This window comes from Streptococcus australis (assembly GCF_047463015.1).
Lineage (GTDB): Bacteria > Bacillota > Bacilli > Lactobacillales > Streptococcaceae > Streptococcus > Streptococcus australis_F.
Genome location: NZ_JASHER010000001.1, coordinates 1 through 26,592, shown reverse-complemented (window position 1 = coordinate 26,592; position 26,592 = coordinate 1). Strand labels below are relative to the sequence as shown.

27 protein-coding genes and 1 pseudogene are annotated in these 26,592 nt (G+C 43.2%); 25 read left to right on the top strand and 3 right to left on the bottom strand.

Translation table 11 applies throughout. From position 1 onward, the window contains the following. Nucleotides 1-38: 38 nt before the first annotated feature. From upp to QM873_RS00100, 9 genes are all read left to right on the top strand, one after another. Nucleotides 39-668, top strand: a complete 630-nt coding sequence (gene upp / locus QM873_RS00140; protein WP_048689715.1) for a uracil phosphoribosyltransferase — start codon at nucleotides 39-41, stop codon at nucleotides 666-668. A gap of 162 nt (nucleotides 669-830) precedes the next feature. After that, complete coding sequence (locus QM873_RS00135) at nucleotides 831-1,421, top strand: ATP-dependent Clp protease proteolytic subunit (protein ID WP_023024046.1); 591 nt, start codon at nucleotides 831-833, stop codon at nucleotides 1,419-1,421. Nucleotides 1,422-1,552: 131 nt separating this feature from the next. After that, on the top strand, nucleotides 1,553-1,837 hold the full coding sequence (locus tag QM873_RS00130; protein WP_129270245.1) for a DUF2129 domain-containing protein: 285 nt from the start codon (nucleotides 1,553-1,555) through the stop codon (nucleotides 1,835-1,837). 92 nt (nucleotides 1,838-1,929) lie between these two features. After that, nucleotides 1,930-3,087 carry an ABC transporter substrate-binding protein gene (locus tag QM873_RS00125; protein ID WP_006595827.1) on the top strand — a complete coding sequence of 386 codons (1,158 nt, stop codon included), beginning with the start codon at nucleotides 1,930-1,932 and terminating at the stop codon, nucleotides 3,085-3,087. An 81-nt stretch (nucleotides 3,088-3,168) separates the two neighbouring features. Next, nucleotides 3,169-4,038, top strand: a complete 870-nt coding sequence (locus tag QM873_RS00120) for a branched-chain amino acid ABC transporter permease (protein WP_009731472.1) — start codon at nucleotides 3,169-3,171, stop codon at nucleotides 4,036-4,038. A gap of 3 nt (nucleotides 4,039-4,041) precedes the next feature. Continuing rightward, nucleotides 4,042-4,989, top strand: coding sequence for a branched-chain amino acid ABC transporter permease (locus QM873_RS00115; RefSeq protein ID WP_006595829.1), 948 nt, complete (start codon nucleotides 4,042-4,044; stop codon nucleotides 4,987-4,989). Then, nucleotides 4,989-5,753 (top strand): ABC transporter ATP-binding protein, encoded by a 765-nt coding sequence (locus tag QM873_RS00110; protein ID WP_048689704.1) that lies wholly within the window; start codon nucleotides 4,989-4,991, stop codon nucleotides 5,751-5,753. The genes QM873_RS00115 and QM873_RS00110 overlap by 1 nt, the downstream gene beginning before the upstream one ends. Next, complete coding sequence (locus QM873_RS00105; RefSeq protein WP_003005434.1) at nucleotides 5,753-6,463, top strand: ABC transporter ATP-binding protein; 711 nt, start codon at nucleotides 5,753-5,755, stop codon at nucleotides 6,461-6,463. Before QM873_RS00110 ends, QM873_RS00105 begins: the two co-directional genes overlap by 1 nt. Before the next feature lie 166 nt (nucleotides 6,464-6,629). Beyond that, a complete protein-coding gene (locus QM873_RS00100; protein ID WP_048789562.1) occupies nucleotides 6,630-7,286 on the top strand; it encodes a CBS and ACT domain-containing protein in 657 nt (218 codons plus the stop codon). Between the two features lie 38 nt (nucleotides 7,287-7,324). Here the strand turns inward: QM873_RS00100 and QM873_RS00095 are convergent, their stop codons facing one another. Continuing rightward, nucleotides 7,325-8,212, bottom strand: coding sequence for a YitT family protein (locus QM873_RS00095; protein WP_048689693.1), 888 nt, complete (start codon nucleotides 8,210-8,212; stop codon nucleotides 7,325-7,327). Between the two features lie 171 nt (nucleotides 8,213-8,383). Between QM873_RS00095 and tmk the strand changes: the two genes are divergently transcribed. The 8 genes from tmk to QM873_RS00055 all read left to right on the top strand — a co-directional run bounded on the left by tmk (nucleotide 8,384) and on the right by QM873_RS00055 (nucleotide 14,162). Further along, on the top strand, nucleotides 8,384-9,022 hold the full coding sequence (tmk, locus tag QM873_RS00090; protein WP_048715350.1) for a dTMP kinase: 639 nt from the start codon (nucleotides 8,384-8,386) through the stop codon (nucleotides 9,020-9,022). After that, on the top strand, nucleotides 9,019-9,918 hold the full coding sequence (locus tag QM873_RS00085) for a DNA polymerase III subunit delta' (protein ID WP_048789563.1): 900 nt from the start codon (nucleotides 9,019-9,021) through the stop codon (nucleotides 9,916-9,918). Before tmk ends, QM873_RS00085 begins: the two co-directional genes overlap by 4 nt. Nucleotides 9,919-9,922: 4 nt before the next feature. After that, the gene (yabA, locus tag QM873_RS00080) at nucleotides 9,923-10,243 is read left to right on the top strand and encodes a DNA replication initiation control protein YabA (RefSeq protein ID WP_023024026.1); all 321 of its coding nucleotides are present in this window, start codon (nucleotides 9,923-9,925) and stop codon (nucleotides 10,241-10,243) included. A 2-nt stretch (nucleotides 10,244-10,245) separates the two neighbouring features. Next, nucleotides 10,246-11,109 carry a 16S rRNA (cytidine(1402)-2'-O)-methyltransferase gene (gene rsmI, locus QM873_RS00075; RefSeq protein ID WP_306474994.1) on the top strand — a complete coding sequence of 288 codons (864 nt, stop codon included), beginning with the start codon at nucleotides 10,246-10,248 and terminating at the stop codon, nucleotides 11,107-11,109. Nucleotides 11,110-11,119: 10 nt separating this feature from the next. Next, nucleotides 11,120-11,692, top strand: a complete 573-nt coding sequence (locus QM873_RS00070; protein ID WP_306474993.1) for a GNAT family N-acetyltransferase — start codon at nucleotides 11,120-11,122, stop codon at nucleotides 11,690-11,692. Beyond that, the gene (locus tag QM873_RS00065) at nucleotides 11,685-12,173 is read left to right on the top strand and encodes a methylated-DNA--[protein]-cysteine S-methyltransferase (protein ID WP_306474992.1); all 489 of its coding nucleotides are present in this window, start codon (nucleotides 11,685-11,687) and stop codon (nucleotides 12,171-12,173) included. Before QM873_RS00070 ends, QM873_RS00065 begins: the two co-directional genes overlap by 8 nt. A gap of 9 nt (nucleotides 12,174-12,182) precedes the next feature. After that, entirely contained in the window at nucleotides 12,183-12,536 is a 354-nt protein-coding gene (locus tag QM873_RS00060) for an arsenate reductase family protein (protein ID WP_048789566.1), read from the top strand. Between the two features lie 84 nt (nucleotides 12,537-12,620). Next, nucleotides 12,621-14,162, top strand: a complete 1,542-nt coding sequence (locus QM873_RS00055) for an ABC-F family ATP-binding cassette domain-containing protein (protein ID WP_048689672.1) — start codon at nucleotides 12,621-12,623, stop codon at nucleotides 14,160-14,162. Nucleotides 14,163-14,195: 33 nt separating this feature from the next. Here the strand turns inward: QM873_RS00055 and QM873_RS00050 are convergent, their stop codons facing one another. Continuing rightward, nucleotides 14,196-15,020 (bottom strand): peptidylprolyl isomerase, encoded by an 825-nt coding sequence (locus tag QM873_RS00050; RefSeq protein WP_048689668.1) that lies wholly within the window; start codon nucleotides 15,018-15,020, stop codon nucleotides 14,196-14,198. 193 nt (nucleotides 15,021-15,213) lie between these two features. On the opposite strand from QM873_RS00050, the gene QM873_RS00045 reads away from it, so the two are divergent. The 5 genes and pseudogenes from QM873_RS00045 (at nucleotide 15,214) to QM873_RS00025 (ending at nucleotide 21,974) form a co-directional block, all read left to right on the top strand. After that, entirely contained in the window at nucleotides 15,214-15,978 is a 765-nt protein-coding gene (locus QM873_RS00045; RefSeq protein ID WP_414278593.1) for a hypothetical protein, read from the top strand. Between the two features lie 66 nt (nucleotides 15,979-16,044). After that, nucleotides 16,045-16,599 (top strand): annotated as a pseudogene (locus tag QM873_RS00040) (hypothetical protein). A 102-nt stretch (nucleotides 16,600-16,701) separates the two neighbouring features. Next, nucleotides 16,702-19,056 (top strand): DNA translocase FtsK, encoded by a 2,355-nt coding sequence (locus QM873_RS00035; RefSeq protein ID WP_414278592.1) that lies wholly within the window; start codon nucleotides 16,702-16,704, stop codon nucleotides 19,054-19,056. A 101-nt stretch (nucleotides 19,057-19,157) separates the two neighbouring features. After that, complete coding sequence (gene gloA2, locus QM873_RS00030; protein WP_048689655.1) at nucleotides 19,158-19,544, top strand: SMU1112c/YaeR family gloxylase I-like metalloprotein; 387 nt, start codon at nucleotides 19,158-19,160, stop codon at nucleotides 19,542-19,544. 84 nt (nucleotides 19,545-19,628) lie between these two features. Then, on the top strand, nucleotides 19,629-21,974 hold the full coding sequence (locus QM873_RS00025) for an HAD-IC family P-type ATPase (RefSeq protein ID WP_368387864.1): 2,346 nt from the start codon (nucleotides 19,629-19,631) through the stop codon (nucleotides 21,972-21,974). Between the two features lie 61 nt (nucleotides 21,975-22,035). Here QM873_RS00025 and QM873_RS00020 read toward each other — a convergent pair whose 3' ends face one another. Then, nucleotides 22,036-22,380: a DUF3397 family protein gene (locus QM873_RS00020; RefSeq protein WP_006595849.1), complete on the bottom strand. Its 345-nt coding sequence runs from the start codon at nucleotides 22,378-22,380 to the stop codon at nucleotides 22,036-22,038. Between the two features lie 160 nt (nucleotides 22,381-22,540). Between QM873_RS00020 and rplK the strand changes: the two genes are divergently transcribed. From rplK to QM873_RS00005, 3 genes are all read left to right on the top strand, one after another. After that, a complete protein-coding gene (gene rplK, locus QM873_RS00015; RefSeq protein WP_006595850.1) occupies nucleotides 22,541-22,966 on the top strand; it encodes a 50S ribosomal protein L11 in 426 nt (141 codons plus the stop codon). Between the two features lie 97 nt (nucleotides 22,967-23,063). Beyond that, nucleotides 23,064-23,753: a 50S ribosomal protein L1 gene (gene rplA / locus QM873_RS00010; protein ID WP_006595851.1), complete on the top strand. Its 690-nt coding sequence runs from the start codon at nucleotides 23,064-23,066 to the stop codon at nucleotides 23,751-23,753. 155 nt (nucleotides 23,754-23,908) lie between these two features. Continuing rightward, nucleotides 23,909-26,592 (top strand): accessory Sec-dependent serine-rich glycoprotein adhesin (locus QM873_RS00005; protein WP_414278591.1); only part of this gene is annotated, 2,684 nt, incomplete at its 3' end.

Here is a 26,592-nt window from a genome sequence, read left to right as displayed (position 1 = left end):
GATATAATAAGATGAATATAGAGAAAGAAGGAACCACAATGGGAAAACTTGAAGTTATTAAACATCCACTGATTCAGCATAAATTGTCTATTTTGCGTCGGACTGATACCTCTACAAAGGCTTTTCGTGAATTAGTAGATGAAATTGCTATGTTGATGGGATACGAGGTTTTGCGCGAACTTCCTCTTGAAGATGTAGAAATCGAAACACCAATTACAAAAACAGTTCAAAAACAGATTGCTGGTAAAAAACTAGCGATTGTTCCAATCCTTCGTGCAGGGATCGGGATGGTAGACGGACTCTTGAGTTTGGTACCCGCTGCTAAAGTTGGTCACATCGGAATGTACCGGGATGAAGAAACCTTGAAACCAGTTGAATACTTGGTGAAATTGCCAGAAGATATCGACCAACGTCAAATCTTTGTGGTAGACCCAATGTTGGCGACTGGGGGATCTGCAATCCTAGCGGTCGATTCATTAAAGAAACGTGGTGCAAGCCATATTAAGTTTGTCTGCTTGGTTGCAGCACCAGAAGGAGTGGAAGCTCTTCAAACAGCTCATCCAGATGTCGAAATCTTTGCTGCAGCCTTGGATGAACGCCTCAACGAAAACGGCTATATCGTTCCAGGTTTAGGTGATGCTGGGGACCGTTTGTTTGGTACCAAATAAGCACATTTCCAATCCATCTTTAGGAAAGTAAAAATTTGACCTTTGTTGACCAATGGGATATAATAGCTTTTATAAAGAATGGAAGGAGAGCTAGCCTCTCGAATCAACCGGATGAAACTCGTGAGATGGTGCCGGTTATAATGGATAAAAGGAGATGAATGAATGATTCCAGTAGTAATTGAACAAACTAGTCGTGGCGAACGCTCATACGACATTTACTCACGCCTCTTAAAAGACCGTATTATCATGGTGACAGGACCGGTAGAAGACCAAATGGCCAATTCGATTATTGCCCAATTGCTCTTCTTGGATGCCCAAGATAATACCAAAGATATCTATATGTATATCAATACGCCAGGAGGCTCTGTCTCTGCAGGTTTGGCAATCGTCGATACCATGAACTTTATCAAATCAGACGTCCAAACCATCGTCATGGGGATGGCCGCTTCAATGGGGACTGTGATTGCATCAAGTGGTGCCAAAGGCAAACGCTTCATGTTGCCAAATGCTGAGTACATGATCCACCAACCAATGGGTGGTACTGGTGGCGGTACTCAACAAACGGATATGGCCATTGCAGCAGAACACCTCTTGAAAACACGTCACAGATTGGAAAAAATCTTGGCAGAAAATTCAGGTCAAACCATCAAGAAAATCCACGCTGATGCAGAACGGGATAATTGGATGACTGCAGAAGAAACCTTAGCTTATGGTTTCATCGATGAAATCATGGCTAACAACAATCTCGGATAAGAAATCTTAACTATCCAGCCCTCTCCTTTGACAGGAGAGGTTTTTTTAGGACATTCTTTACTTTCTAGAAAAAGATAGTATTTTTACCTGAAATTTGCTATACTTGTAACAGAAGCAGAAAGGGATTGTGTATGTTTGAGAAGCAAGCTAGAACAGGCTTAATTGTAAAATTGTATTATAATCGAGATGCAAAGAAATTACAGGAAATTGGGGATGTGATCTATCATTCCAAAAAAATGCGCTATGTCCAGGTCTATGTCGATAGTTCTCAAGTTCTTGAAATTATGCAGCAATTAAAAAAAGAACGCTTTGTAAAGAAGGTTCAAATTTGCCATATTCAAGAATTGGATCGTGATTTTGTAGGAAGTTTGCATCGTCAACAGGATGAAACACAAGTAGAAAACGCAATCATTTAAAGGATTGCGTTTTTTATATTGACAATTGTCAGATAATTCGGTATATTCTTAATATCTATTTATTTTAAGATTATTTAAGGAGATTATTACAAATGAAGAAAAAATTTGCTCTTTCATTTTTAACAATTGCAAGTGTCGCTCTTCTTGCGGCCTGTGGTGAAGTTTCAACTTCAGGTTCAAACACAACTGGTAACGAAATCGGAAAAGAACTAAAAATCGGTTTTAACTTTGAAAAAACTGGTGAAGTAGCAGCATATGGTAGTGCTGAACAAAAAGGTGCTCAATTAGCCGTTGATGAAATCAATGCTAATGGTGGTGCTGATGGTAAGAAGATTGTTGTCACAGACAAAGATAACAAATCTGAAACAGCTGAAGCAGCTACAATCACTACAAACCTTGTCACTCAATCAAAAGTGAACGCTCTTGTAGGGCCTGCTACTTCAGGTGCCACTGCCGCGGCTGTTGCGAATGCTGGTAAAGCAGGTGTTCCATTGGTAACACCATCAGCAACACAAGATAATTTGACAAAAGGTCAAGATTACCTTTTCCGTGCAACCTTCATCGATAGCTTCCAAGGACAAATCATTGCTAAATATACAACGGATAACTTGAAAGCGAAGAAAGTTGTTCTTTATTACGATAATTCATCTGACTATGCGAAAGGGATTGCTGAAGCCTTTAAGAAATCTTATAAAGGTGAAATCGTAGCAACAGAAACTTTCCAATCTAAGGATACAGACTTCCAAGCTGCTCTTACAAAAATCAAAGACAAAGACTTCGATGCGATTGTCCTTCCAGGGTACTACACTGAAACTGGTAAAATCGTAAACCAAGCACGTGGTATGGGAATCAAACAACCAATCATTGGTGGTGATGGATTTAGCGATGCTAAATTCGTTGAACAAGCAACACCTGCTGCAGCTACAGACATCTACTACGTAGCTGGATTCTCTACTGAAGGTGAAATGACTGATAAAGCCAAGAAATTCGTAGAAGCTTATAAAGCAAAATACAACGAAGAACCTTCAATGTTTGCAGCTTTGGCATATGATTCAGTTTACATGGTTGCAGAAGCATCTAAAGGTGCTAAGAACTCTGTCGAATTGAAAGACAACCTTGCGAAGTTGAAAGACTTGGAAGGTGTTACTGGTACAATGTCTATTGACAAAGACCATAATCCGGTTAAATCTGCACTTATGATTGGCTTAAAAGATGGTAAAGTTGAGTCAGTTGAGTCGGTTAAACCTTAATTATCATTTGTTGTTTGTACAAGAGGCTGGGAGAATGAAAATTCCTGGCCTCGCTCTTTATTATTAGAAAGGATGGTTCAAATGCTCCAGCAATTAGTGAACGGTCTAATCTTGGGAAGTGTCTATGCACTCTTGGCCCTTGGTTATACTATGGTGTATGGAATTATCAAATTGATCAACTTTGCCCATGGGGATATCTACATGGTAGGTGCCTTTATGGGGTATTTCTTATTGAACTCATTGAAAGTTAACTTCTTTGTAGCCTTGCTTCTGGCTATGGTCGGGACAGCTATTTTAGGGGTTGTAATTGAATACTTGGCTTATCGTCCGCTTCGTCATTCGACTCGAATTGCAGCCTTGATCACTGCCATCGGGGTTTCCTTCTTGCTTGAATATGGGATGGTCTTCTTTGTAGGGGCCAATACCCGTTCCTTTCCGCAAGTCATTGAAACTGTTCGTTACAACTTTGGTCCTATTTCGATCTCCAACATTCAGTTGATGATCTTAGGAGTGTCTATTTTCTTGATGGTCGCTCTTCAATTTATTATCCAAAAGACAAAGATGGGGAAAGCCATGCGTGCCGTTTCTGTTGATAGCGATGCCGCTCAATTGATGGGGATTAACGTAAACCGGACCATCAGCTTTACCTTTGCTTTGGGATCAGCCTTAGCTGGTGCTGGTGGGGTCTTGATCGGTTTGTATTACAACTCGATCGAACCTTTGATGGGGATGACACCAGGGATCAAAGCCTTTGTCGCAGCCGTTCTTGGAGGAATCGGAATCATTCCAGGTGCGGCCCTAGGTGGATTTGTTATCGGTTTGTTGGAAACCTTCGCCACAGCGATCGGTCTCTCAGATTTCCGTGATGCCATTGTGTATGCCATCTTGATTGTGATCTTGCTCATCCGTCCAGCAGGTATCCTCGGTAAAAATGTGAAAGAGAAGGTGTAAGCCATGAAACAAAATTTAAAAGTGAATTTAGTCTGGCTTGGTCTTTTGATCGCAGGTTTTGCCTTGATCCAAGTCTTGGTTGCAGCAGGTGTCCTCAACCTCTTCTATATCCAAATTTTGGAACAAATCGGGATTAATATCATCCTTGCTGTTGGTTTGAACCTCATCGTTGGTTTTTCAGGTCAATTCTCACTCGGACATGCTGGATTTATGGCGATTGGTGCCTATTCTGCAGCCATTCTCGGTTCCAAATCACCAACCTACGGGGCTTTCTTTGGTGCGATGGTTTTAGGTGCTTTGATCGCAGGTCTCGTTGCCTTGATCGTTGGGGTTCCAACCCTTCGTTTGAAAGGGGACTACCTCGCGATTGCGACACTGGGGGTTTCTGAAATCATCCGGATTTTGATCGTCAATGGGGGTACTCTGACAAATGGTGCCGCTGGGATCCTTGGTTTGCCAGCCTTTACAACCTGGCAATTGGTTTACCTTTTTGTCGTGATTACAACTATCTTTACCATCAACTTCTTACGCAGTCCAATTGGGCGTTCCACCCTTTCTGTTCGTGAAGATGAAATTGCAGCAGAATCTGTTGGGATCAATACGACCAAAGTTAAAGTTATTGCCTTTGTTTTCGGTGCGATTACAGCAGCGATTGCAGGATCTCTCCAAGCCGGTTTCATTGGATCTGTCGTTCCGAAAGATTATTCCTTTACTAATACCATTAATGTCTTGATCATTGTCGTTTTCGGTGGTTTGGGATCGATGTCAGGAACAGTTGTGGCGGCCATCGTCTTGGGGATCTTGAACATGGTGCTTCAAGACTTCTCAAGCGTTCGTATGATCATTTACTCCTTGGCTTTGATTCTCGTGATGATCTTCCGTCCAGGTGGTCTTCTTGGAACATGGGAATTCAGCTTGAAAAAACTACTCTCAAAAAAGGAGGCTAACTAATGGCACTTCTTGAAGTAAAAAATTTAACAAAAAACTTTGGTGGTTTGACAGCCGTTGGGGATGTGACCATGGAACTCAATGAAGGGGAATTGGTTGGGTTGATCGGGCCCAACGGTGCCGGTAAAACAACCCTCTTCAACCTCCTAACAGGAGTATATGAACCAAGTGAAGGGACCATTACCTTAGATGGTCACCTATTAAATGGTAAAGCACCTTATAAAATCGCTGCAGGTGGTCTGGGACGGACTTTCCAAAATATTCGTCTCTTTAAAGATTTGAGCGTTTTGGACAATGTCTTGATTGCCTTTGCCAACCACCACAAACCACATGTCTTTGCGAGTCTTTTCCGCTTGCCAAGCTATTACAAGAATGAAGAAGCTTTGAAAGCAAAAGCCCTTGAATTGTTAGCCATTTTCGGTTTGGAAAAAGAAGCAGATACTTTGGCTAAAAACTTGGCTTACGGACAACAACGTCACTTGGAGATCGTTCGTGCCCTTGCTACAGAGCCAAAAATCCTCTTCTTGGATGAACCTGCTGCAGGGATGAACCCTCAAGAAACAGCAGAATTGACCCAATTGATCCGTCGCATTCAAAAAGAATTTAATATTACGATCATGCTGATTGAGCACGATATGAGCTTGGTCATGGAAGTAACAGAACGGATTTATGTATTAGAATATGGCCGCTTGATTGCCCATGGAACGCCAGATGAAATCAAGAACAACAAACGTGTAATCGAAGCCTATCTAGGAGGTGAAGCCTAATGTCTATGTTAAAAGTTGAAAATCTTTCTGTACACTATGGCATGATCCAGGCTGTCCGTGATGTCAGTTTCGAGGTAAATGAAGGAGAAGTTGTTTCTCTTATCGGTGCTAACGGTGCTGGGAAAACATCTATTCTTCGTACCATTTCAGGTTTGGTGCGTCCAAGTGCTGGGAAAATTGAGTTTTTGGGTCAGGAGATTCAAAAGGTTCCAGCTCAAAAGATTGTAGCAGCAGGACTCTCTCAAGTTCCAGAAGGTCGCCACGTCTTTCCAGGCTTGACCGTTATGGAAAACTTGGAAATGGGAGCTTTCTTGAAGAAAGACCGAGAAGAAAACCAAGCGAACTTGAAGAAGGTCTTCTCCCGTTTCCCACGTTTGGAAGAACGGAAGAACCAAGATGCAGCCACCCTATCTGGTGGGGAGCAACAAATGCTTGCAATGGGTCGTGCCCTCATGTCGACGCCAAAACTTTTGCTCCTGGATGAACCTTCTATGGGATTGGCCCCAATCTTTATCCAAGAAATCTTTGATATCATCCAAGATATCCAAAAACAAGGAACAACGGTTCTCTTGATTGAACAAAATGCCAACAAGGCCCTTGCCATCGCAGACCGCGGTTATGTTCTCGAAACAGGGAAAGTCGTTCTTACCGGAACAGGAAAAGAACTCTTAGCCTCAGAAGAAGTCCGCAAGGCCTACCTTGGTGGATAAGATTTTTAAAGTTTGTTTGAAAGGAAAGGTCCTAAAGGCCTTTCTTTTTTCATCTCTCTTGTTTGATTTTTCTAAATTTTGAAAACAAGAGAAAACTGCTGAAAGCGTTTGAAATCATTCTAAAAATCAAGTATAATAAAACTAAGAAAAGCATAGGAGAATGATTATGGCTGTTAAAGATTTTATGACCCGTAAAGTAGTGTATATTAGTCCAGATACAACAATTGCTCATGCGGCAGATTTGATGCGGGAACAAGGCTTGCACCGCTTGCCAGTCATTGAAAATGACAAATTGGTCGGCTTGGTGACAGAGGGCACGATTGCAGAAGCAAGTCCATCTAAAGCAACAAGCTTGTCTATTTTTGAGATGAACTATCTGTTGAACAAGACCAAGGTCAAAGATGTCATGCTTCGTGATGTCATTACTGTCTCTAAATTTGCCAGCCTCGAAGATGCGACCTATCTCATGTATAAGAACAAGGTGGGAATTCTTCCGGTTGTAGACAATGACCAAGTATCCGGTGTCATCACAGACCGTGATATTTTCCGTGCCTTCCTCGAAGTATCCGGTTATGGAGAAGAAGGAGTTCGTGTTCGCTTTGTGACAGAAGATAAGGTTGGTGTTCTAGAACAAATCATTCATTTGATTGTAGAAGAAGGATACAATATCGCCAATACAGTCAATATCCCAACCAAAGATGATCATGTCGTTATCGAAGTTCAGATTGATGGCATTACCGATACGGAAGTTATCAAGAAGAAATTTGAAGAAAATGGTATTCGTGTGGATGAAATTAGTCGCACATCTGCAAAAGCCTTTTAAATAAAGAAAGAGCCTGAGATATTCTCAGGCTCTTTGTTTTAGCGAGCAATGGGTTGCTTGTTGGTATCCAAGGTAAATCCTTCTCCTAGGATTTCGTGGGCTTCTGTAATGGTAATGAAGGCAAATGGATCGATCTTATTGATGATATCTTTCATTTGTTTCATTTCATTCCGTGAGACCACGCAGTAGACAATCTTCATTTCTTGTTGGCTATAATAGCCCATGCCGTTTACGAAGGTGACTCCTCGGCCCAAATCAGTCGTGATTTGTTTGGCAATTTCATCTGGTTTAGATGTAACCACGAGGAATCCTTTTCCTGCAAAACCTCCTTCACCGACGATATCAATGACGACGGTGTCAATCAGGATAAAGAGGAGGGTGTAGGCTGCAATTCGGAAGTCCTTAAAGACGATCAAAACAGTTGTCAAGACGATGGCATCCACAATCAACATGAGGCGTCCCATGGAAAGCGTCGTGTACTTGTTAAAGATACGTGCGACAATATCGGTTCCACCTGTTGTTCCTCCAGCGTTGAAGATAATCCCCAGTCCAGTTCCAAGGATAACCCCTGATCCGATACAGGCCAGAAGGATATCTCCGTCAAGAGCCGTAAAGACTGCAGTTTGAAGATGATGACTTCCAGGGATCAGCTCGAAGATGGCCATCCAAATAGAGACCGAAAAAGTTCCAATCAAACTGAGATAGAGGGATCGGAGCCCCAGTAATTTCCAGGCTAGGAAAAAGAGGGGAATATTGATGGCCAAGTTCATGACCGAAACGGGAATTTTAAAGAGGTAGTAGGTAATCAGGGTAATCCCTGTAGCTCCTCCCTCATAAAAGTGAAATGGAATGACTAAAAAGAAGATTCCAAAAGAAAAAATGCCAGCCCCCAAAATAATGGCCAGAATATTTTTTGCCTTAAACATGCTCGTTCTCCTATTCATTTTTCACCATACATTTTACCAAAAAAATGAAAAATAGGAAATAATTTTCATCAATTTTCACGAATTCGGACAGGATTTTTACCCCTATTTTTGGTAAAATAAAAAGAAGTGATGCATGCTAGAGAAATGAGTATAGAAAGTTAAGATAAGAGAATGAAACAGGGAACATTAATTTCAATTGAAGGCCCAGAAGGTGCAGGGAAATCCTCCGTTTTAGAAGCCTTGCTACCACGCTTGGAAAAGGCAGGGATTGCCTATATTACCACGCGGGAGCCAGGGGGTGTCGAAATAGCAGAAAAAATACGCGAGGTCATTCTAGATCCATCCCATACGGAAATGGATCCCAAGACAGAATTGCTTCTTTATATCGCCAGTCGTCGCCAACACTTGGCAGAACGTGTCCTTCCAGCTTTGAAAGCAGGGAAGCTAGTTATCATGGATCGTTTTATCGACAGTTCGGTAGCATACCAAGGCTTTGGGCGTGGATTAGCAGTAGCAGATATTGAATGGTTGAACCAATTTGCGACTGATGGTCTGAAACCCAATCGGACCTTCTACTTTGACATTGATGTAGAAGAAGGGTTGGCGAGAATTGCTAAGAGTGCTAGCCGTGAAGTCAATCGCTTGGATCTAGAAGGACTCAGTCTCCATCAGAAAGTCCGTCAAGGCTATCTGGCCATCCTCGAAAAAGAACCACAACGTGTGGTGAAAATTGATGCCAGTCAACCTTTTGACCAGGTGGTCGAGGATACTTGGCTATTATTGAAAGAAGTCTTGGAGATTAGTGAATGAAGTTAGAACAAGTGCAAAAACTTCAACCTCAGTTAGTCGATCGCTTCCAAGCTATTTTAGAACAGGACCGCTTGAGCCACGCCTATCTCTTTACAGGAGATTTTGGCAGTTTTGAGATGGCCCAGCTCTTGTCCCAAAGTCTCTTTTGTACGGACAAGAAGGGTGTTTGGCCCTGTGGGACTTGTCGGGCTTGTCGCTTGATTGAAGAGGATGAATTCTCAGATGTAACGGTTGTCCGACCGGTCAATCAAATCATCAAAACGGATCGGATCCGGGATTTGATCCAGCATTTTTCTCAGTCAGGCTACGAAGGATCCAAGCAAGTCTTTATCATCTGCGATGCAGACCGGATGCATGTCAATGCGGCCAATTCCCTCCTCAAGGTGATTGAAGAACCTCAGAGTGAAGTTCATATTTTTCTGCTGACAGCAGATGAGCAACTGGTTCTCCCGACCATAAAAAGTCGGGCGCAGCAGGTCCATTTTCCAAAAAACCAAGATTTCCTAAAAGAGTATCTCCTTCAGGAAGGTCTCTTGCTTCAACAAGCAGATCTGTTAGCCAACTTTAGTCAAGGTTTCCAAGAGGCTCAAATTCTCGCTCAGAATACCTCCTTTTTCGATCTGGCGAGGGAGTGTGAGCGTTTCGTTGCAGCTTGTCTAAAAGCAGATCCGCATATCTACTTACTGGTCTCTCGCTTGGTTCAAGAGACGGATGATAAAGAAAAGCAGGCCCAAGCCTTTCGCTTGTTGGAATTGCTCTTTGCACGCTCCATCAGTCAGTCCTTAGGAAGAGACTATCTAGAAAAATTGGTCTTGGCCAAACTGATGTGGGAACGGAATGTGAGTTTTCAAAATGCTCTCGAGTATATGGTCCTACAGTTGAAAAATAGAAGGTAAAGAGATGAATAAAAAAGAATTATTTGATGCTTTGGATGGCTTCTCCCAGGAATTGCTGGTTACATTAGCAGAGGTTGAAGCTATTAAGAAAAATCTCAAACTCATTGTCGAGGAAAATACAGCTCTGCGTCTTGAAAATGATAAATTGAGAGAGCGCTTAGGAGAAGTGGAGAAAACCAGCTCCCCTAAATTTCATCGCAATGGTCGTGAAAATTTACAAAGAATTTACAACGATGGATTTCATGTTTGTACAGACTCCTATGGTCAACGTCGTGAAAATGATGAAGAGTGTATTTTCTGTGATGAATTGTTATTTAGGGAGTAAACATGCAGATTCAACGAAGTTTTAAAGGGGATAAAGCGACAGGGACTCTCTTTTTAGTGCCAACCCCAATTGGCAATCGGGATGACATGAGCTACCGCATGATCCAAACTCTAAAAGAGGTGGATCTGATAGCAGCAGAAGATACACGCAATACAGGACTCTTGCTCAAGCATTTTGAGATTTCTACTCCGCAAACCAGCTTTCACGAGCACAATGCCATGGAGAAAATCCCTGATTTGCTAGCTCATTTAGAGTCTGGAAAGGACCTAGCCCAGGTTTCGGATGCAGGACTGCCTAGTATTTCGGATCCAGGTCACGACCTGGTCAAGGCAGCGATTGAGCGAGAAATCCCTGTTGTGGCAGTTCCTGGCCCGAGCGCCGGCATTACCGGCCTAATTGCCAGTGGCCTGGCACCCCAGCCCCATATCTTTTATGGCTTTCTTCCACGCAAGGAAGGGCAGCAAAAGGCCTTTTTCCAGGAAAAGCTAGCCTATCCTGAGACTCAGATCTTTTATGAGTCCCCGCACCGGGTACGAGCGACCCTTGAAAATATGCTGGCAGTCTATGGAGACCGCCCAGTTGTCCTGGTCCGAGAACTGACCAAGATCTACGAAGAGTATACGCGAGGGACCATCGCAGAGTTAGTGGACTATCTAGAGGGAAATCCCCTTAAAGGAGAGTGTCTCCTGATCGTGGAGGGGGCCAGTGAGCAGGAGCCAGATCTAGAAGAAGTGGATCTGATCCAAGAGATTGATCTACTGGTCCAATCTGGTATGAAAAAGAACCAAGCGATTAAACAGGTTGCCAAACAATTTGGGCTACAAAAGAGTGAACTTTATGCCCGATACCACCAAGAGGAAGAATAAGGAGAGTCTGATGGAAATTAGAATGGCCTATCCCAATGAAATCAATCGGATTATGGAAATCATCCAAGATGGCAAGGACAGCTTAGCTGCAGCTGGTGTGGACCAATGGCAGGATGGTTATCCCAATCAAGAAATCATTTTTGAGGATATCCTCGAAAGCCGTGGTTATGTAGCTGTAGAGAATCAAGAAGTCGTAGCCTATGCCGCTCTCTACAAGGGAAATGAAGCCGCCTATAATGACATTTATGATGGAAAATGGGAACATGATAACTATCTCTATATCAGTTTCCACCGGGTCACTGTTGCCAAAGAAGCTGCTGGTCGAGGAGTAGCCCAAACCTTCCTTCAAGGTTTGATCGAAGGAGAAAAGGGCCCAGATTTTCGCTGTGATACCCATCCTGACAACAAGGTCATGCAACACCTTTTAGAGAAGTTAGGCTTCCATTACTGTGGAAAGGTGCCAATTGATGGAGTTCGTCTCGCTTATCAGAAGATCAAACGGAAGGCAGAAACCAGCCTCTTCCAAGTGATTAGTGAAGATGATCGTTGGGACTACCGTGCAGAACAATCTCAAAATGACTAGGTTCTATCGCCAACTCTATCAGAGTCCCTTAGGACCTCTATCTATTGTGGTGGATGAGGAAAGCCTAGTTGGGATCTGGTTTTGTGACCAAGCCAATTGTGAGCAGGGGCTTGAGCATATCGAAGAAGCTTGTCAGCCACTTCATGGAGCTGTCTTTGAATGGCTGGATCGATACTTTATAGGGGAAAATCCTTCCATGCCCTTTCCCCTGTCTCCTCAAGGGACAGACTTTCAACAAAGAGTTTGGGCCTATCTAGCTCAGATCCCTTATGGGGAAAGTCGAACCTACGGAGAGATTGCCCATGCCTTGTCTTGCAGATCGGCTCAAGCCATCGGTCAAGCAATAGGTCGAAATCCCTTGCTCCTCCTCATCCCGTGTCACCGGGTGCTGGGGACGGAGAAAAAGTTGACAGGCTATGCGGCTGGATTAGATCGCAAGCGTTGGCTGTTGCAACATGAGGCCATATCTTGGAAAGAATAAGGAGAAAAGATGTTATCATTTATTGAATACCCAAAATGTTCGACCTGCCGCAAGGCGAAATCGGAATTAACGAGCTTAGGCTGTGAGTTTGATAGCCAAGATATTGTGGTAGACACTCCGACCAGTGAGCAACTGCAAACCTGGATCAAGGAGTCTTCCCTACCAATCAAATCCTTCTTTAACACTAGTGGGATGAAGTATCGGGAGTTGGGCTTGAAAGACAAGGTGGATCAGCTTTCGATAGAAGAAGCGGCAGACCTTTTAGCTAGCGATGGCATGCTGATCAAACGCCCTCTCTTAGTGAAGGACGGAAAAGTTGTTCAAGTGGGTTACCGGAAGCCATATGCGGACTTAGGTTTGTAAGAAAAAAGGGAGTTGGACTCCCTTTTCATTTTGTCTTGAAGATGATATAATCATACGAGTGAAATCAATGAAAGAGAGTCAATCATGAGTATTTTAGAGGTGAAAAATTTAAGCCACGGCTTTGGAGACCGGGCTATTTTTGAGGATGTGTCCTTCCGCTTGTTAAAGGGAGAGCATATCGGTTTGGTTGGAGCCAATGGTGAAGGAAAATCCACCTTCATGAGCATCGTGACCGGCAAGATGCAACCCGACGAAGGGAAGGTTGAGTGGTCTAAGTATGTGACCGCTGGCTATCTTGACCAGCATGCTGTCCTAAAAGAAGGGCAAACGGTGCGCGATGTCTTGCGGACAGCCTTTGATGAACTCTTTAAAGCAGAGGCTCGCATCAATGACCTCTATATGGAAATGGCTGAGGATGGAGCGGATATGGATGCTCTCATGGAAGAAGTCGGAGAGCTCCAGGATCGGTTAGAGAGTCGGGATTTCTATACTTTGGATGCCAAGATTGATGAAGTGGCGCGTGCTCTTGGGGTCATGGACTTTGGCATGGAGACCGATGTGACGGCCCTTTCAGGTGGGCAGCGGACCAAGGTCCTTTTGGCTAAATTGCTCCTTGAAAAACCAGATATCCTTCTCTTGGACGAGCCGACCAACTACTTGGATGCGGAGCACATCGATTGGCTCAAACGCTACTTGCAGAACTATGAAAATGCCTTTGTCCTTATTTCCCACGATATTCCTTTCTTGAATGATGTGATCAACATCGTCTACCATGTGGAAAATCAGCAGTTGACCCGCTATTCCGGAGACTACTACCAATTCCTCGAAGTCTATGAAATGAAGAAATCGCAATTGGAAGCGGCTTATGAGCGGCAACAAAAAGAGATTGCTGATTTGAAAGATTTCGTAGCTCGCAATAAGGCACGTGTGGCTACACGGAATATGGCTATGTCTCGTCAGAAGAAGCTGGACAAGATGGAACTCATTGAGTTACAAAGTGAGAAACCAAAGCCCTCCTTTGAATTTAAAAATGCCCGGACTCCTGGACGCTTTATCTTCCAGGCCAAGGATCTCCAGATTGGCTATGACCGTCCTTTGACCAAACCTTTGAATCTAACCTTTGAACGCAATCAAAAGGTCGCCATTATCGGAGCTAATGGGATCGGGAAAACCACTCTCTTGAAGAGCTTGCTAGGAATCATCCCACCGATTGCTGGAGAAGTAGAGCGGGGAGATTACCTAGAGCTTGGCTATTTCGAGCAAGAGGTCGAAGGGGGCAATCGTCAGACACCGCTGGAAGCAGTCTGGAATGCCTTTCCAGCTCTCAATCAAGCAGAGGTTCGTGCTGCCCTTGCTCGCTGTGGCTTGACGACCAAGCATATCGAGAGCCAAATTCAGGTACTATCCGGTGGGGAGCAAGCCAAGGTACGCTTCTGTCTCTTGATGAACCGTGAAAACAATGTCTTGGTACTAGATGAGCCGACCAACCACTTGGATGTGGATGCCAAAGATGAATTGAAACGGGCCCTTAAAGAGTACAAGGGATCGATCCTCATGGTTTGCCACGAGCCAGATTTCTATGAAGGTTGGATGGACCAAATCTGGGACTTTAATGAATTGACGTAAACACAAAAAGAGAACCGCTTGGTTCTCTTTTGCTTATTTCTTGAAATCGTAGTCTTTTACGATTTCCATTTTTTCAATTTTGACATCTTCTTTTGGTTTGTCTTTGTCGTCCGTTTCAACTTCGGCGATTTTGTCGACTACATCCATGCCGTCGATGACTTGTCCAAAGACAGTGTAGTTCCCACCATCAAGGGTAGGGTTCCCACCATTCTTATAGGCTTCGATGATTTTAGCAGGGAAGCGCTCAGTTGGAAGCTTGCTGGACCAGTCTTCTTTATTTTGGTTAATATAGAATTGGCTACCATTTGTATTTGGTCCAGAATTGGCCATAGCTAAAGCACCACGAAGATTGTAGAGGTAAGGGGAGTATTCATTTTCAAAGCCTGCTCCTGAATCTTTAGAGGTATCTTTTCCTTTCCAAATGGACTCACCACCTGTACCATCTCCTTTAGGATCTCCTGTTTGGACCATAAAGTTATTAATCACGCGGTGGAAGAGGAGACCATTATAATAGCCTTCCTTAGCGTGAGTTAAGAAATTCTCAACGGCTAAAGGTGCGTATTTCGGAAAGAGCTTAACGGTAATGTCCCCTTTGTTGGTCGTGATTTTCACGACAGCTTCATCTTCAGCAACTTCGTTGGAGAGCTGAGGAAAGACCGCATTTTCATTGGTCATCGCATCTTGGATATCCTTACGAAGCTGATCTAATTTCTTTTGTTCACTAGCATCTACGCTAGAAGTAGTTGTTTGCTTAGTTTCTGAAGCCGAGCTAGAGGATGTCTTTGTATCTGATTGATTAGAGCCACATCCTGCCAAAGCTAAACCGGAAAATACAAGTAGGGCAATTAATTTTTTCATATTAATCCTTTCAACACATTAGTCTATCCTCTATTGTACCTTAATTTTCCATTTGATTCAAATCTAGCCTTGGAATGAGGCGATATTCAGCTTGCGGGCCTATGAAAAATGAGGTATGATGGGAGGTAAGTCGTTTTGTTGGAAAATGAACGAATTCCTAAAATAAAACAAATCATGGAAAGGAGGCTACAAGATGGATTATAAAACTCTACGTAAAAACTATAGACTCTATATTAGATCTGCAGGCGTCTTGGCAATGCTTTTGATTATTTGCGTGGGGTTCGTGGTCAGAGATACTCTTCTTCAGACTGCTGGCCTCTTATTGGTCCTTGCAGGCTTGTTTTTATTTATCTACTTGCTTAAGAAGAGCTACACCAACAAGTGCAACACCTTGCTGCATGTAGACTTAGATTTAGCTTTTTGGCAGCAATACCTTCAGTTGAACAAGAATGTGAAAAAGCCCATTTTACAGATAGATATGAAGCTGACATCGGTTGCCTATTCTTTTATGATGGGAGATTTCGATACTGTCATAAAAGAAGCTAGGGAAGCACTCAGCCAGAAGGAACTACCGCAGAAATATAAGAACTTTTTTGAGAGTTATCTTATTCGTTCGATCGTGCTGACAGATACTGATTTGTCTAGAGAAGAGCTGGAGGCTAGGCTAAATGGTTTGACCATTACAGACCCTACACTAGCTGAGAAAACTAAAAAGGTCTGTCTCGCTCTTTATGATTTAACCATTGCCCACCAAAGCAATGACTATTTCGAAGATTTATGTAATGATTTCAAGTACCAGCAGTTGGAAATGATCTACTACCAAGCCTTGAATGCTACTCTTAAAGGCGATAAGTCTAGAGCGGAAGAGCTCTTTCGCAAGTTGGTTTCAGAAGATGAGTCGCTCTATATCGTTCGAAAGGCGCAACAATACTTGAAGGATGAGGGGAATTATCTATAAATCCTCCAATCAAAACAGAATTTTTCCAAATGAAGGTATAAATAGGTAAAGAGAGATAGGATTAAAATGGAGAAACAGATGACAACTATTTCAGATATACTAGAAAAATTTTATGCAGATTACGAGGTGAAACCTTATATTTCGCTTGAGAGAGACTTGGAAGCTTGGTTGTTGGATCCAAAGCCTGTTTCTAAACGAAATATGGAGTTGCTCCAAGATGGCTTGCTTGCGGGGGATATCATTCTCTTGTAGCGGATCCATTTTGGAACATTTACGACGGAGACTTGGTTTCCTAAGTACTTCGAATATACTTATGGGATTCATGCGCCGGAACATTTGAAGGCTTTGGTAGATAAGGGGTATGCAGTTATCGAATCCGCTTTTGATTCGCTGGACCATATCAATGCGACCATGAAAAAAGCCATTCTCAAAAAGAAGGGAGTCGCGGGCTTGTCCAAAATGAAAGCAGCCGATTTGAACCAAGCTTTGGCGGATCACTTTACCGAAGAAGAGTTGGCACAAGAGTTCACAGTTCGGGGCTATCAGTTGACGGAAAAAGGAAAACAAGCGTTGAAAGAGCATCAAGTTATCGTCGACCGCCACCCAAAGAAAAATCTATAAGTAACAGTACCTGTGAGGTGCTGTTTTTTGTTGTTGCTTTCGCAGATGAGAGAAAAGGATTTTACTAGAGAACTAGTCTAGAAATGTGGTATAATTAAGGTTATGGCAAACAATAATCAATCAAAAAAAACACGGTCGACAAGACGACTGTCTAAAGCAGAAATAGAAAGAAAAAAAGCAATTCGCCGAATGATTATGACGATTGTCTTAACTCTCGTCTTCATTTTCGCCTTTTTACGATTAGGAGCCTTAGGCTTAGTGACCTACAACCTTATCCGTCTCTTGGTAGGTAGTCTGGCTTACGTAGCGATGACGGCTGTTATTGTCTACCTCTTCTTTTTCAAATGGATTGAGAAGCATGAGGGGACCTTGTCTGGCTTTTTAAGTCTTTTTGCAGGCTTGCTACTGATCTATCAAGCTTACTTTGTCTCCCTCTTGAAACTTGACGGCTCTTCTTTCGGGCCAACCTTCTCACGTATCTTAGGGGACCTCGTGCACCTTCGCGTCTCTTCTTTTGCAGGAGGTGGTTTACTGGGTGCTATCTTGTACACGCCGATTGCCTTCTTGCTCTCGAACATCGGGACTTATTTCATTGGAGGACTCTTGATCGTATTAGGACTTCTCTTGATGAGTTCTTATTCGGTTTATGACTTGTATGAGCAAGCTGTCGCAGCTTTTCACTCCTTTATGGAAAAACGAGAAATTCGTCGCCAAGAGCGCTTTGTCGAGCGTGAAGAGAAGAAGGCCCTTCAAGCAGAAGCAGAGGAGGCTGCCCGCATCGAGCAACTTGCAGAAGCTAGTCCCATGAGTATAGAAAGCTATCCTGTAGATCTTGAGACAGGCGAGGTCATGGAACCTGTGATCGAAACAGAAGCGCCTGCAGAGGAGGCCTACCCTCAAATTTATCTACCAAATGAAGAGGAAGGCTATTCGGAAGAATGGTCGGAGGACTACCCAGAGGAGATGGAGGAAGTCGCAGAAGAGGAGGATATGGATGAAGAAGTCACTGTAGACTTCACGCCTAAGGAACTCCTTCAATACAAACTTCCAACCATTGATCTCTTCGCACCTGACAAGCCGAAAAATCAATCCAAAGAGAAAAATATCGTTCGTCAGAATATTCGCATTTTGGAAGAGACCTTTGCAAGTTTCAATATCAAGGCGACAGTGGAGCGGGCGGAAATCGGCCCCTCTGTTACTAAGTATGAAGTAAAACCGGCTGTCGGTGTGCGGGTCAACCGCATCTCCAACCTAGCAGATGATTTGGCCTTGGCCCTAGCAGCCAAGGATGTGCGGATTGAAGCACCGATTCCAGGGAAGTCTCTGGTCGGGATTGAGGTGCCCAACTCAGAGATTGCGACCGTTTCTTTCCGTGAATTGTGGGAACAGTCCAAAACTGATCCTACCAAACTCCTTGAGATTCCTCTTGGGAAGGCTGTAGATGGCTCAGCTCGGACCTTTGATTTGGCTCGGATGCCCCACCTCTTGGTAGCGGGTTCGACCGGTTCTGGTAAGTCGGTAGCGGTCAATGGCATTATTTCGAGTATCTTGATGAAGGCCCGTCCGGACGAAGTCAAATTTATGATGGTCGATCCAAAGATGGTGGAGCTTTCTGTCTACAATGATATTCCTCACCTGTTGATCCCAGTGGTGACCAACCCACGCAAGGCCAGTCGGGCCCTACAGAAGGTCGTTGATGAGATGGAAAATCGCTACGAGCTCTTCTCGAAAGTTGGTGCTCGCAATATTGCTGGCTTTAATGCCAAGGTGGCTGAGTACAATGCTCAGTCTGAGATGAAGCAAGTGCCCCTTCCTTTGATCGTGGTCATTGTCGATGAGTTGGCAGACTTGATGATGGTCGCAAGTAAAGAAGTGGAAGATGCCATTATTCGTCTGGGACAGAAGGCGCGTGCAGCAGGGATCCACATGATCTTGGCAACCCAACGGCCATCGGTTGACGTTATCTCAGGTTTGATCAAGGCCAATGTGCCTTCTCGTGTCGCTTTTGCGGTATCATCCGGGACCGACTCACGGACCATCTTGGATGAAAATGGAGCAGAGAAATTGCTTGGTCGTGGAGACATGCTCTTTAAACCGATTGATGAAAATCACCCGATCCGTCTACAAGGATCCTTTATCTCTGATGATGATGTGGAGCGGATTGTCAACTTTGTCAAAGAGCAGGCAGAAGCGGATTATGATGATACCTTTGATCCAGGTGAAGTATCTGAGTCAGATTTTGATGGAGGTATGGGTGGCTCAGACGAAGGCGATCCTCTCTTTGAAGAGGCTAAAGCACTCGTCATTGAAACTCAAAAAGCCAGTGCTTCCATGATTCAGCGTCGTTTATCGGTTGGCTTTAACCGGGCCACTCGCCTCATGGAAGACTTGGAAGCAGCAGGTGTCATCGGACCAGCTGAAGGAACCAAGCCAAGAAAGGTCTTACAGACCAATTAATCTTTCTTTAAATGAAGAAGGAATGAGATATTTGACAATAGCAAAAACCTGCCTGTACAAGGGGCAGGTTTTGTTTACGATAAAAAAGAAAAGGACAGCAGATGCATCTCGATACCATTCACCACATTGCCATTATTGGCCACGATTATGATAAAACCAGAGAATTTTATGTAGACAAGTTAGGCTTTGAACCTTTAGACGAACACCATCGACCAGAAAAGCAGGATATTCTCTTTAATATTCGAAAGGGAAACCTGACCTTGGAAATATTTATCAAACCAGATGCCCCCAAGAGACCCTTTCTCCCTCATCCAGAACATACCGGACTCCGTCATCTGGCTTTTAAAGTGGAAGATGTTCAAGCCTGTCTAGCAGAGTTTGACCAATTAGGAATCCCTCATACAGAGCTACGGGTGGATGATTTTGATGGGCGCAAAATGGCTTTCTTCTTTGATCCAGATGGCTTGCCTCTTGAACTTCACGAATAGGTCTACACAATCTTCGGTCTCTAGTCTCAAGCCAGAAGACATTCTTTTTGCTAAACTAGATACAGAAAAAAGAAAGAAGAAAATATGGAAGAGAAGCGATATAGCGGGCTAACGAATGAGCAAGTCCAAAGCAGAATTAGAGAAGGCAAACAAAATCGAGTAACCATCACGGCGGAAAAGTCGACCAGAGAGATTATTTATTCAAATGTCTTTACCTATTTCAACCTGGTTTTTGGTATTCTAGCTATCTTATTGATACTAGTACGGTCTTGGAACAATATGTTATTTGTTCCCATTGTAGTCGTTAACTCCTTGATCGGGATTGTTCAAGAATTGCGGTCCCGTCGGATTTTGAATAAGATGCGCCTCCTTCAAGTGGAGAAAGCTCGAGTGATTCGTGAAGGAGAACGGCTGGACCTTCCTGTCGACCAGGTGGTAGAGGGAGATGTCGTCTTGTTCCAATCAGGAGATCAGATCTATGCGGATGCCAAGGTTCTGGATGGCTCGATCATGGTCGATGAGTCTCAATTAACAGGTGAAGCAGATGAAATCCCTAAAGGTGAGAATCAGAAACTCATGTCAGGGAGTTTTGTCATTTCAGGTCAAGCAGTTGCCGTCTTGGAACAAGTAGGAGATGCGTCTTATATTAATCAGCTGAGTCTATCTGCTAAGAAAGTCAAGGGACACGAAGAATCCGAAATGGTTCATGCGGTGGATGGTCTCGTCCGAATGATCGGAATGATTCTCATCCCGATTGGCTTGCTCTTGTTCTTGCAGAGCTATCTAGGAAATCAAGACTCCCTCAAAGTTAGCATTACCTCTATGGTTGGTGCCATCATTGGGATGATTCCAGAAGGACTCTACCTCTTAATGACCCTGGCCTTGGTGCTTGGAGCAACCCGCTTAGCCCTTCAGAAGGTCCTACTCAACAGTATGAAGGGGATTGAAACCCTATCCCGTATCGACGTCCTCTGTCTAGACAAGACGGGAACCATTACCGAACACAGAATGCAGGTGAGTGAGCTCCTCCCCTTGGCACTAGATGAAAAAGAAGGCAAAGAAATATTAAGTCACTATCTTCAGGCAAGTGAAGATCGGAATGATACCATCACGGCCATTCGGCAGTATCACTCAGTCCAACCCACCCAAGTATGGACCGTTCAAGACCGTCTTCCTTTTTCATCTAAGAAGAAATTTGGGGGCCTTCAGTTCCAACAAGGCATTTACCTATTAGGGGCACCGGATGTTTTGCTTCGAGATGATCTCGATGCTTACCAAGAAGTCTGGCAGCGAGAGATTGAACGAGGGGCGCGTGTCCTTATTTTGGGGCATTACCAGGGGGAGCAATTGACGGAAGTATTAGAAGCTCCAGTCCTTCCCCTCCTAGCTTTGGTCTTGGAGAATCCTGTACGATCGACTGCTCCTGAAACCTTTGCTTATTTCCAAAAACAAGGGGTGACCATCAAGGTTATCTCAGGGGATCATCCTGTAACAGTTGCCGCCGTAGCTCAAAAAGCAGGTATTCCTGATGCAGATCAAGTGGTCGATGCGAGTCAGCTTAAGACGTATGAGGAGGTAGTAGATGCAGCACGGACCTACACAGTCTTTGGACGGGTTAGTCCAGAGCAAAAACAAATCCTCGTAGAGAGCTTGCAGGCAGATGGTCATAAGGTCGGAATGACAGGAGATGGGGTCAATGATATCCTCGCTATGAAAAAAGCTGATTGTAGTATTGCCATGAATACGGGGCATGATGCGACCAAAAAGGTAGCTCAGGTTGTGCTTTTAGATTCGGACTTCTCCCACATGCCTTCGATTGTAGATGAAGGCCGCCGAGTGGTCAACAATATTCAACGTTCAGCGAGTCTCTTTTTGGTCAAGAATATCTTTTCAATATTATTGGCTATTTTGGCCATTCTCTTTGCTTTCACTTATCCCATTCAGGCTTCTCAGATGTCCTTGATCAGTGGATTTACCATCGGAATCCCCGGTTTCTTACTGGCCTTGGAGAAGAATCGTGCCCGGATAGAAGGAGACTTTATTGAAACCGTGATAGAGCAAGCTCTTCCAGCTGCCTTGACCAATCTCATATCAGTCCTTTTTCTTGTGGTTCTGGGTCCTTTCCTTGGATTAAGTCAGGGAGATATTTCAACCATCTCGATTTACCTGCTGGCTTTGATTGGCTTTACAAAAGTATACCAACTCAGCCTTCCCTTCAATCATGTAAAATTGGGCATCATCCTTCTTAATGTAACAGGATTTTGTCTGTCGGTCTTTGTATTTTCTTCCATTTTTAATCTCAGCCATCTTCATCTGACTGGCTGGATCTTGACTCTTGTCCTAGGACTGGTCATGGAAGGAGTTTTATGGGTGATGAATCGTCTTGTCTATACCTTGGTGACCCATCTGCATAAGTCCAGAAACAAATAAAAAAAACGGTATTAGCTAAATCATCTTGGATCTAGTTAATACCGTTATTTTATTATTAAAATCAGATAAAGAGGCTAATCGTCATAATGAGGTAAAGGAAGAAGGTAATGAGAAAGCCTGCGCGCCAAAAGTACTTGAAAAATTTCGGATAGTAAAAGCTACGTCTCTTTTTCAAGAAATAGATAGTCAAGCCGATAGCTAAGAGGGACAAGGCCAATAACAATTGCGGCAACAAATTATGATAGTAAGCCGCATCTGAAATCAAATAGTATTCAAGCGCGAACAGAGGAAAAGCCAGATCGGCAAAATTCCAGCCATATCGACGCAGTTTAAAGACTCGAATAATAATCCCACTGAGAATCAGGGTCAAAAAAATAAATACAAGGGAAGCAACTTTTATTAACATACCTCCATTTTATCACAAAAGTAAAAAAAGTGTGATGGAAATGAAATTTTTTCTTGCATTCGGAAGAAAATAGTGTATAATAGAAAGGTATGCGCAGAGCATACTTGTGGGAGGTAAAAATCTGTAATTACCGCCAAAACCACAAAGGAGGATTTAAGAAATGGCTAAAAAAGTCGAAAAACTTGTAAAATTGCAAATCCCTGCTGGTAAAGCTACTCCAGCTCCACCGGTTGGACCAGCACTTGGTCAAGCAGGTATCAACATCATGGGATTCACTAAAGAGTTTAACGCTCGTACAGCTGACCAAGCTGGAATGATTATCCCAGTTGTGATCACTGTTTATGAAGATAAATCATTTGATTTCGTTACAAAAACACCACCAGCTGCTGTTCTTTTGAAAAAAGCTGCAGGTGTTGAAAAAGGATCAGGTACACCTAACAAAACGAAAGTTGCAACAGTTACTCGTGCGCAAGTACAAGAAATTGCTGAAACTAAGATGCCAGATTTGAACGCTGCAAACATTGAGTCTGCAATGCGTATGATCGAAGGTACTGCTCGTTCTATGGGATTCACTGTTACTGACTAATTGTAACAATCCTATTTGCCCGCAATACACTTGATCATGAGACGAGTGACGTGGGAGATGAAAATCGATATGACCACATTACAAGGAGAAAGATAAAATGGCTAAAAAAAGCAAACAACTTCGTGCTGCACTTGAAAAAATCGACAGCACAAAAGCATACAGCGTAGAAGAAGCTGTAGCTCTTGCAAAAGAAACTAACTTTGCAAAATTTGACGCAACTGTAGAAGTTGCTTACAACTTGAACATCGACGTGAAAAAAGCTGACCAACAAATCCGTGGCGCAATGGTATTGCCAAACGGAACTGGTAAAACCGCTCGCGTTCTTGTATTTGCACGTGGTGCAAAAGCTGAAGAAGCAAAAGCAGCTGGTGCAGACTTCGTAGGTGAAGATGACCTTGTTGCGAAAATCAACGACGGTTGGTTGGACTTCGACGTTGTTATCGCTACACCTGATATGATGGCTCTTGTTGGACGTCTTGGACGTGTCCTTGGACCACGTAACTTGATGCCAAACCCTAAAACTGGTACTGTAACAATGGATGTTGCTAAAGCAGTTGAAGAGTCTAAAGGTGGTAAAATCACTTACCGTGCAGACCGTGCAGGTATCGTTCAAGCCATCATCGGTAAAGTGTCATTTGACGCTGATAAATTGGTTGAAAACTTCAAAGCTTTCAACGATGTTATCCAAAAAGCAAAACCAGCTACAGCTAAAGGTACTTACGTAACTAGCTTGACTTTGACTACAACTCAAGGTCCTGGTATCAAAGTGGATGTTAACTCACTTTAATTAGAAATCAAAGCTACCTTCGGGTAGCTTTTTTGTTCGTTTGAATGGTTTCAGAACGCTATTTCCTTATGATAAACTTGATAAACATTAAAACGCTTGCATAAGTACAGGAAAAGGGTATAATATAGTTGAAAAACTAAAAAAAGGAGAATCAAATGATTTTTAAACGTTCAAACGGAGAATTCCGTGAAACTGATCGAGTGACTCGTTTCAAATTGATCAAGTCAGGTAAGAACTGGTTGCGTGCGGCCACTTCAAACTTTGGTTTGCTCAAAGTGATTCGTGGTCAAGTCGAAGAGACAGTTGTAGCTGAGGTGCGTGAAGATGCTGTTTCTACTAAGAGCCATCACTTCTTAAAAGGGATCGTAGTAGCAGCGGCTGTTTTAAGTGCTACTACAGTTGCAAATACTACGTTTGCGGATGAAGTAGGAAACGAAGTAGTTTCTTCCTCTACAGCAGTGAGTGCTCCAGTCGTTTCACCTGAAGCAGCTCCATTGACTGAAGAAGGTTCGAAAGAAGTCTCAGTCCCTCAAAATGAAACTGCTACAGAAACAAAACCTCAAGTAGCAAGTTCATCCCAAGTGGTCGAAAGTGCTGTAGCATCGGATGATAAAGCAATCTTGGAACAAAATGCTTCTGAAGCAGCTTTATTGAATCAAATAGCAGAAAAATATGCTTCCAACCATCAAAATGAAGAGCAGAAGGCTGCTATCAAAGAGGCTGTTGCAAAAGTTCAAGCTGAATTGCCAACAAAAGAAGCTTCGAGCAATTCTGAAGTAAAACCACAATCATATGCTGAACAACGAGAACGCTTGAACAAGTCAGTAGATGATATGATGGCAACCTTGAAGGATGCTGGTTTCAATGGAAATACAACTGTTAATGGTGCACCAGCAGTAGCTGCACAGTTGGCTCCAATATCAACAAGCACTACTGGTAGCGTCGATACTAATCCAGTTATTTCAAATGCGAATGGTGCAACGATTGAAGATGCAGCTTTCAATAAATCTGGTTACGCTTTGGATCCAAATGCTGATCGCTATACTTTTGGTGTATGGCAATTCCTTAAAACAGATCACGCTACTGGAGCTAAAACAAACTTTGATTACTACGCTACTCTTGCAGTAGACCGTTCAGCCATCACTGGTAGCCTTTCAGCTAATCCAGATGTTTACTTGCGTATTGTGAAGAAATCTGATGGTACAGAAGCTTATACACGTACTATTCATGCTGGTGAAAGCAATATCTCTCTTCCAAGCTACATCACAAACAACAACTCTGATGTAACCAATACTTTGACATACGCAGCTGCTAACGGAACTAATCCAGGTAACGTAACCTTCTCATTGGTCAACGCTAACCTTGAGTATGAAACACTTCAAATTCGTGATACCAACTACCCAGGTAACGAAAATGAAGATAAACCAAACGTTCAAACTTCTGTTCCTTATGCTAAAGCTGATCAAACAACTTACTATAAAGTTGTTGACAGTAGCAAGTACACAGAAGGTCAAACATACACACCGACTGGAAATGAAACAGTTCTTGCAAGCTATACTCAAACTGGTCTTGCAGGTCAACAATTCACAGCTTCAGGAAACCGTAATATTGAGGGTTACAAACAAGTTCCAGCAACAACAGACGCAACTCAAAAAACATCTGGTATCCTTGGTAAAGGTGTTGTTGGTCAAAAATTGGTTGAACTTCAAGGTGGAGCAAACCACTACTATGTGAAACGTATTTCTGAAATCGTTGATACGGAAGGTTCAACTGTAACGAAATTCTACGCCCTTGATCCATCTCAAGTGAACAATTTTGCTACATCTGATATTGGTACTGAAGATGTGTCTAAGTACACACTCATCTACACAAGTAAAGTTAACAAGGCTGGTGAAGAGTGGAAGGCTGACGAGACAAAAGTTACAAAAGTAAACAGTAAAAATGGGGACTACTATCTGGAAGTTAATGAAACTGCTGGAAGCAAATCCCTCATTATCACTGGTTGGTCGTCTGCTACTGAGACAGATACTTATAAACAAATGGACGGAACTTTGCACACTTATCCACGTCCATTCAAAGGTGCTCCAAGTACTTCACTGACACCTGCGGGTGCTGGTAATAACAGTTACAACGTTATTGCTGGTAAAGTTCCAGAAATCCAAGCAGAAGGATCTGTTGCGAATGACCCAACAGCACCAAATGGTAAAGTATACTCTAATTTGAAGGGTTATTCATCATTCTCAAACAACTACTCAATTCCAACTGCGATTAAACCATCGACGGATGTAAATTATTACTTTGTCAAGTCTGATGTTAAAGGAAATGTCTTCGTTCACTATAAAGATACTGAAGGAACAACCCTTAAGAATTCTGTAACTGACGAAGATCAACAGCCAGTTAACAAACACTATGACACAGTCGTGGATAACCGCCCACAAGAAATTGAATTCCAAGGCAAGACCTATGAATTGGTACCGGCAGGTACTTACACAGTAGGTGAAGTGGATGACCAAGGACACCTCAAGTCTTCTGATCCTACAACTGGAGAAGTTGCTAAAGAAGATAAGAACGTTACCTACATCTACAAATTGAAAGAAGAACCTAAGGGTAACGTCTATGTACACTATGTAGATACAGAAGGCAAGACCATCAAGTCAGACGTGACGGATGAAGACGCTCAACCAGTGGACAAAGACTACGATACAGTGGTAGACAACCGCCCACAAGAGATTGCATTCGAAGGCAAGACCTATGAATTGGTCCCAGCGGGTAACTACACAGTTGGTGAAGTGGATGACCAAGGTCACCTCAAGTCAACCGACCCAACAACCGGTAAGGT

Coding starts and splice junctions, on each gene's coding strand:
- QM873_RS00020 (WP_006595849.1), bottom strand. CDS start 22,380: ATGTTAATAAAAGTTGCTTCCCTTGTATTTATTTTTTTGACCCTGATT.
- gloA2 (WP_048689655.1), top strand. CDS start 19,158: ATGCATCTCGATACCATTCACCACATTGCCATTATTGGCCACGATTAT.
- rplK (WP_006595850.1), top strand. CDS start 22,541: ATGGCTAAAAAAGTCGAAAAACTTGTAAAATTGCAAATCCCTGCTGGT.
- QM873_RS00120 (WP_009731472.1), top strand. CDS start 3,169: ATGCTCCAGCAATTAGTGAACGGTCTAATCTTGGGAAGTGTCTATGCA.
- QM873_RS00095 (WP_048689693.1), bottom strand. CDS start 8,212: ATGTTTAAGGCAAAAAATATTCTGGCCATTATTTTGGGGGCTGGCATT.
- QM873_RS00100 (WP_048789562.1), top strand. CDS start 6,630: ATGGCTGTTAAAGATTTTATGACCCGTAAAGTAGTGTATATTAGTCCA.
- QM873_RS00130 (WP_129270245.1), top strand. CDS start 1,553: ATGTTTGAGAAGCAAGCTAGAACAGGCTTAATTGTAAAATTGTATTAT.
- QM873_RS00070 (WP_306474993.1), top strand. CDS start 11,120: ATGGAAATTAGAATGGCCTATCCCAATGAAATCAATCGGATTATGGAA.
- QM873_RS00050 (WP_048689668.1), bottom strand. CDS start 15,020: ATGAAAAAATTAATTGCCCTACTTGTATTTTCCGGTTTAGCTTTGGCA.
- QM873_RS00125 (WP_006595827.1), top strand. CDS start 1,930: ATGAAGAAAAAATTTGCTCTTTCATTTTTAACAATTGCAAGTGTCGCT.
- QM873_RS00085 (WP_048789563.1), top strand. CDS start 9,019: ATGAAGTTAGAACAAGTGCAAAAACTTCAACCTCAGTTAGTCGATCGC.
- QM873_RS00025 (WP_368387864.1), top strand. CDS start 19,629: ATGGAAGAGAAGCGATATAGCGGGCTAACGAATGAGCAAGTCCAAAGC.
- QM873_RS00035 (WP_414278592.1), top strand. CDS start 16,702: ATGGCAAACAATAATCAATCAAAAAAAACACGGTCGACAAGACGACTG.
- rsmI (WP_306474994.1), top strand. CDS start 10,246: ATGCAGATTCAACGAAGTTTTAAAGGGGATAAAGCGACAGGGACTCTC.
- QM873_RS00060 (WP_048789566.1), top strand. CDS start 12,183: ATGTTATCATTTATTGAATACCCAAAATGTTCGACCTGCCGCAAGGCG.
- QM873_RS00065 (WP_306474992.1), top strand. CDS start 11,685: ATGACTAGGTTCTATCGCCAACTCTATCAGAGTCCCTTAGGACCTCTA.
- QM873_RS00110 (WP_048689704.1), top strand. CDS start 4,989: ATGGCACTTCTTGAAGTAAAAAATTTAACAAAAAACTTTGGTGGTTTG.
- QM873_RS00045 (WP_414278593.1), top strand. CDS start 15,214: ATGGATTATAAAACTCTACGTAAAAACTATAGACTCTATATTAGATCT.
- rplA (WP_006595851.1), top strand. CDS start 23,064: ATGGCTAAAAAAAGCAAACAACTTCGTGCTGCACTTGAAAAAATCGAC.
- tmk (WP_048715350.1), top strand. CDS start 8,384: ATGAAACAGGGAACATTAATTTCAATTGAAGGCCCAGAAGGTGCAGGG.
- yabA (WP_023024026.1), top strand. CDS start 9,923: ATGAATAAAAAAGAATTATTTGATGCTTTGGATGGCTTCTCCCAGGAA.
- QM873_RS00115 (WP_006595829.1), top strand. CDS start 4,042: ATGAAACAAAATTTAAAAGTGAATTTAGTCTGGCTTGGTCTTTTGATC.
- QM873_RS00055 (WP_048689672.1), top strand. CDS start 12,621: ATGAGTATTTTAGAGGTGAAAAATTTAAGCCACGGCTTTGGAGACCGG.
- QM873_RS00105 (WP_003005434.1), top strand. CDS start 5,753: ATGTCTATGTTAAAAGTTGAAAATCTTTCTGTACACTATGGCATGATC.
- upp (WP_048689715.1), top strand. CDS start 39: ATGGGAAAACTTGAAGTTATTAAACATCCACTGATTCAGCATAAATTG.
- QM873_RS00135 (WP_023024046.1), top strand. CDS start 831: ATGATTCCAGTAGTAATTGAACAAACTAGTCGTGGCGAACGCTCATAC.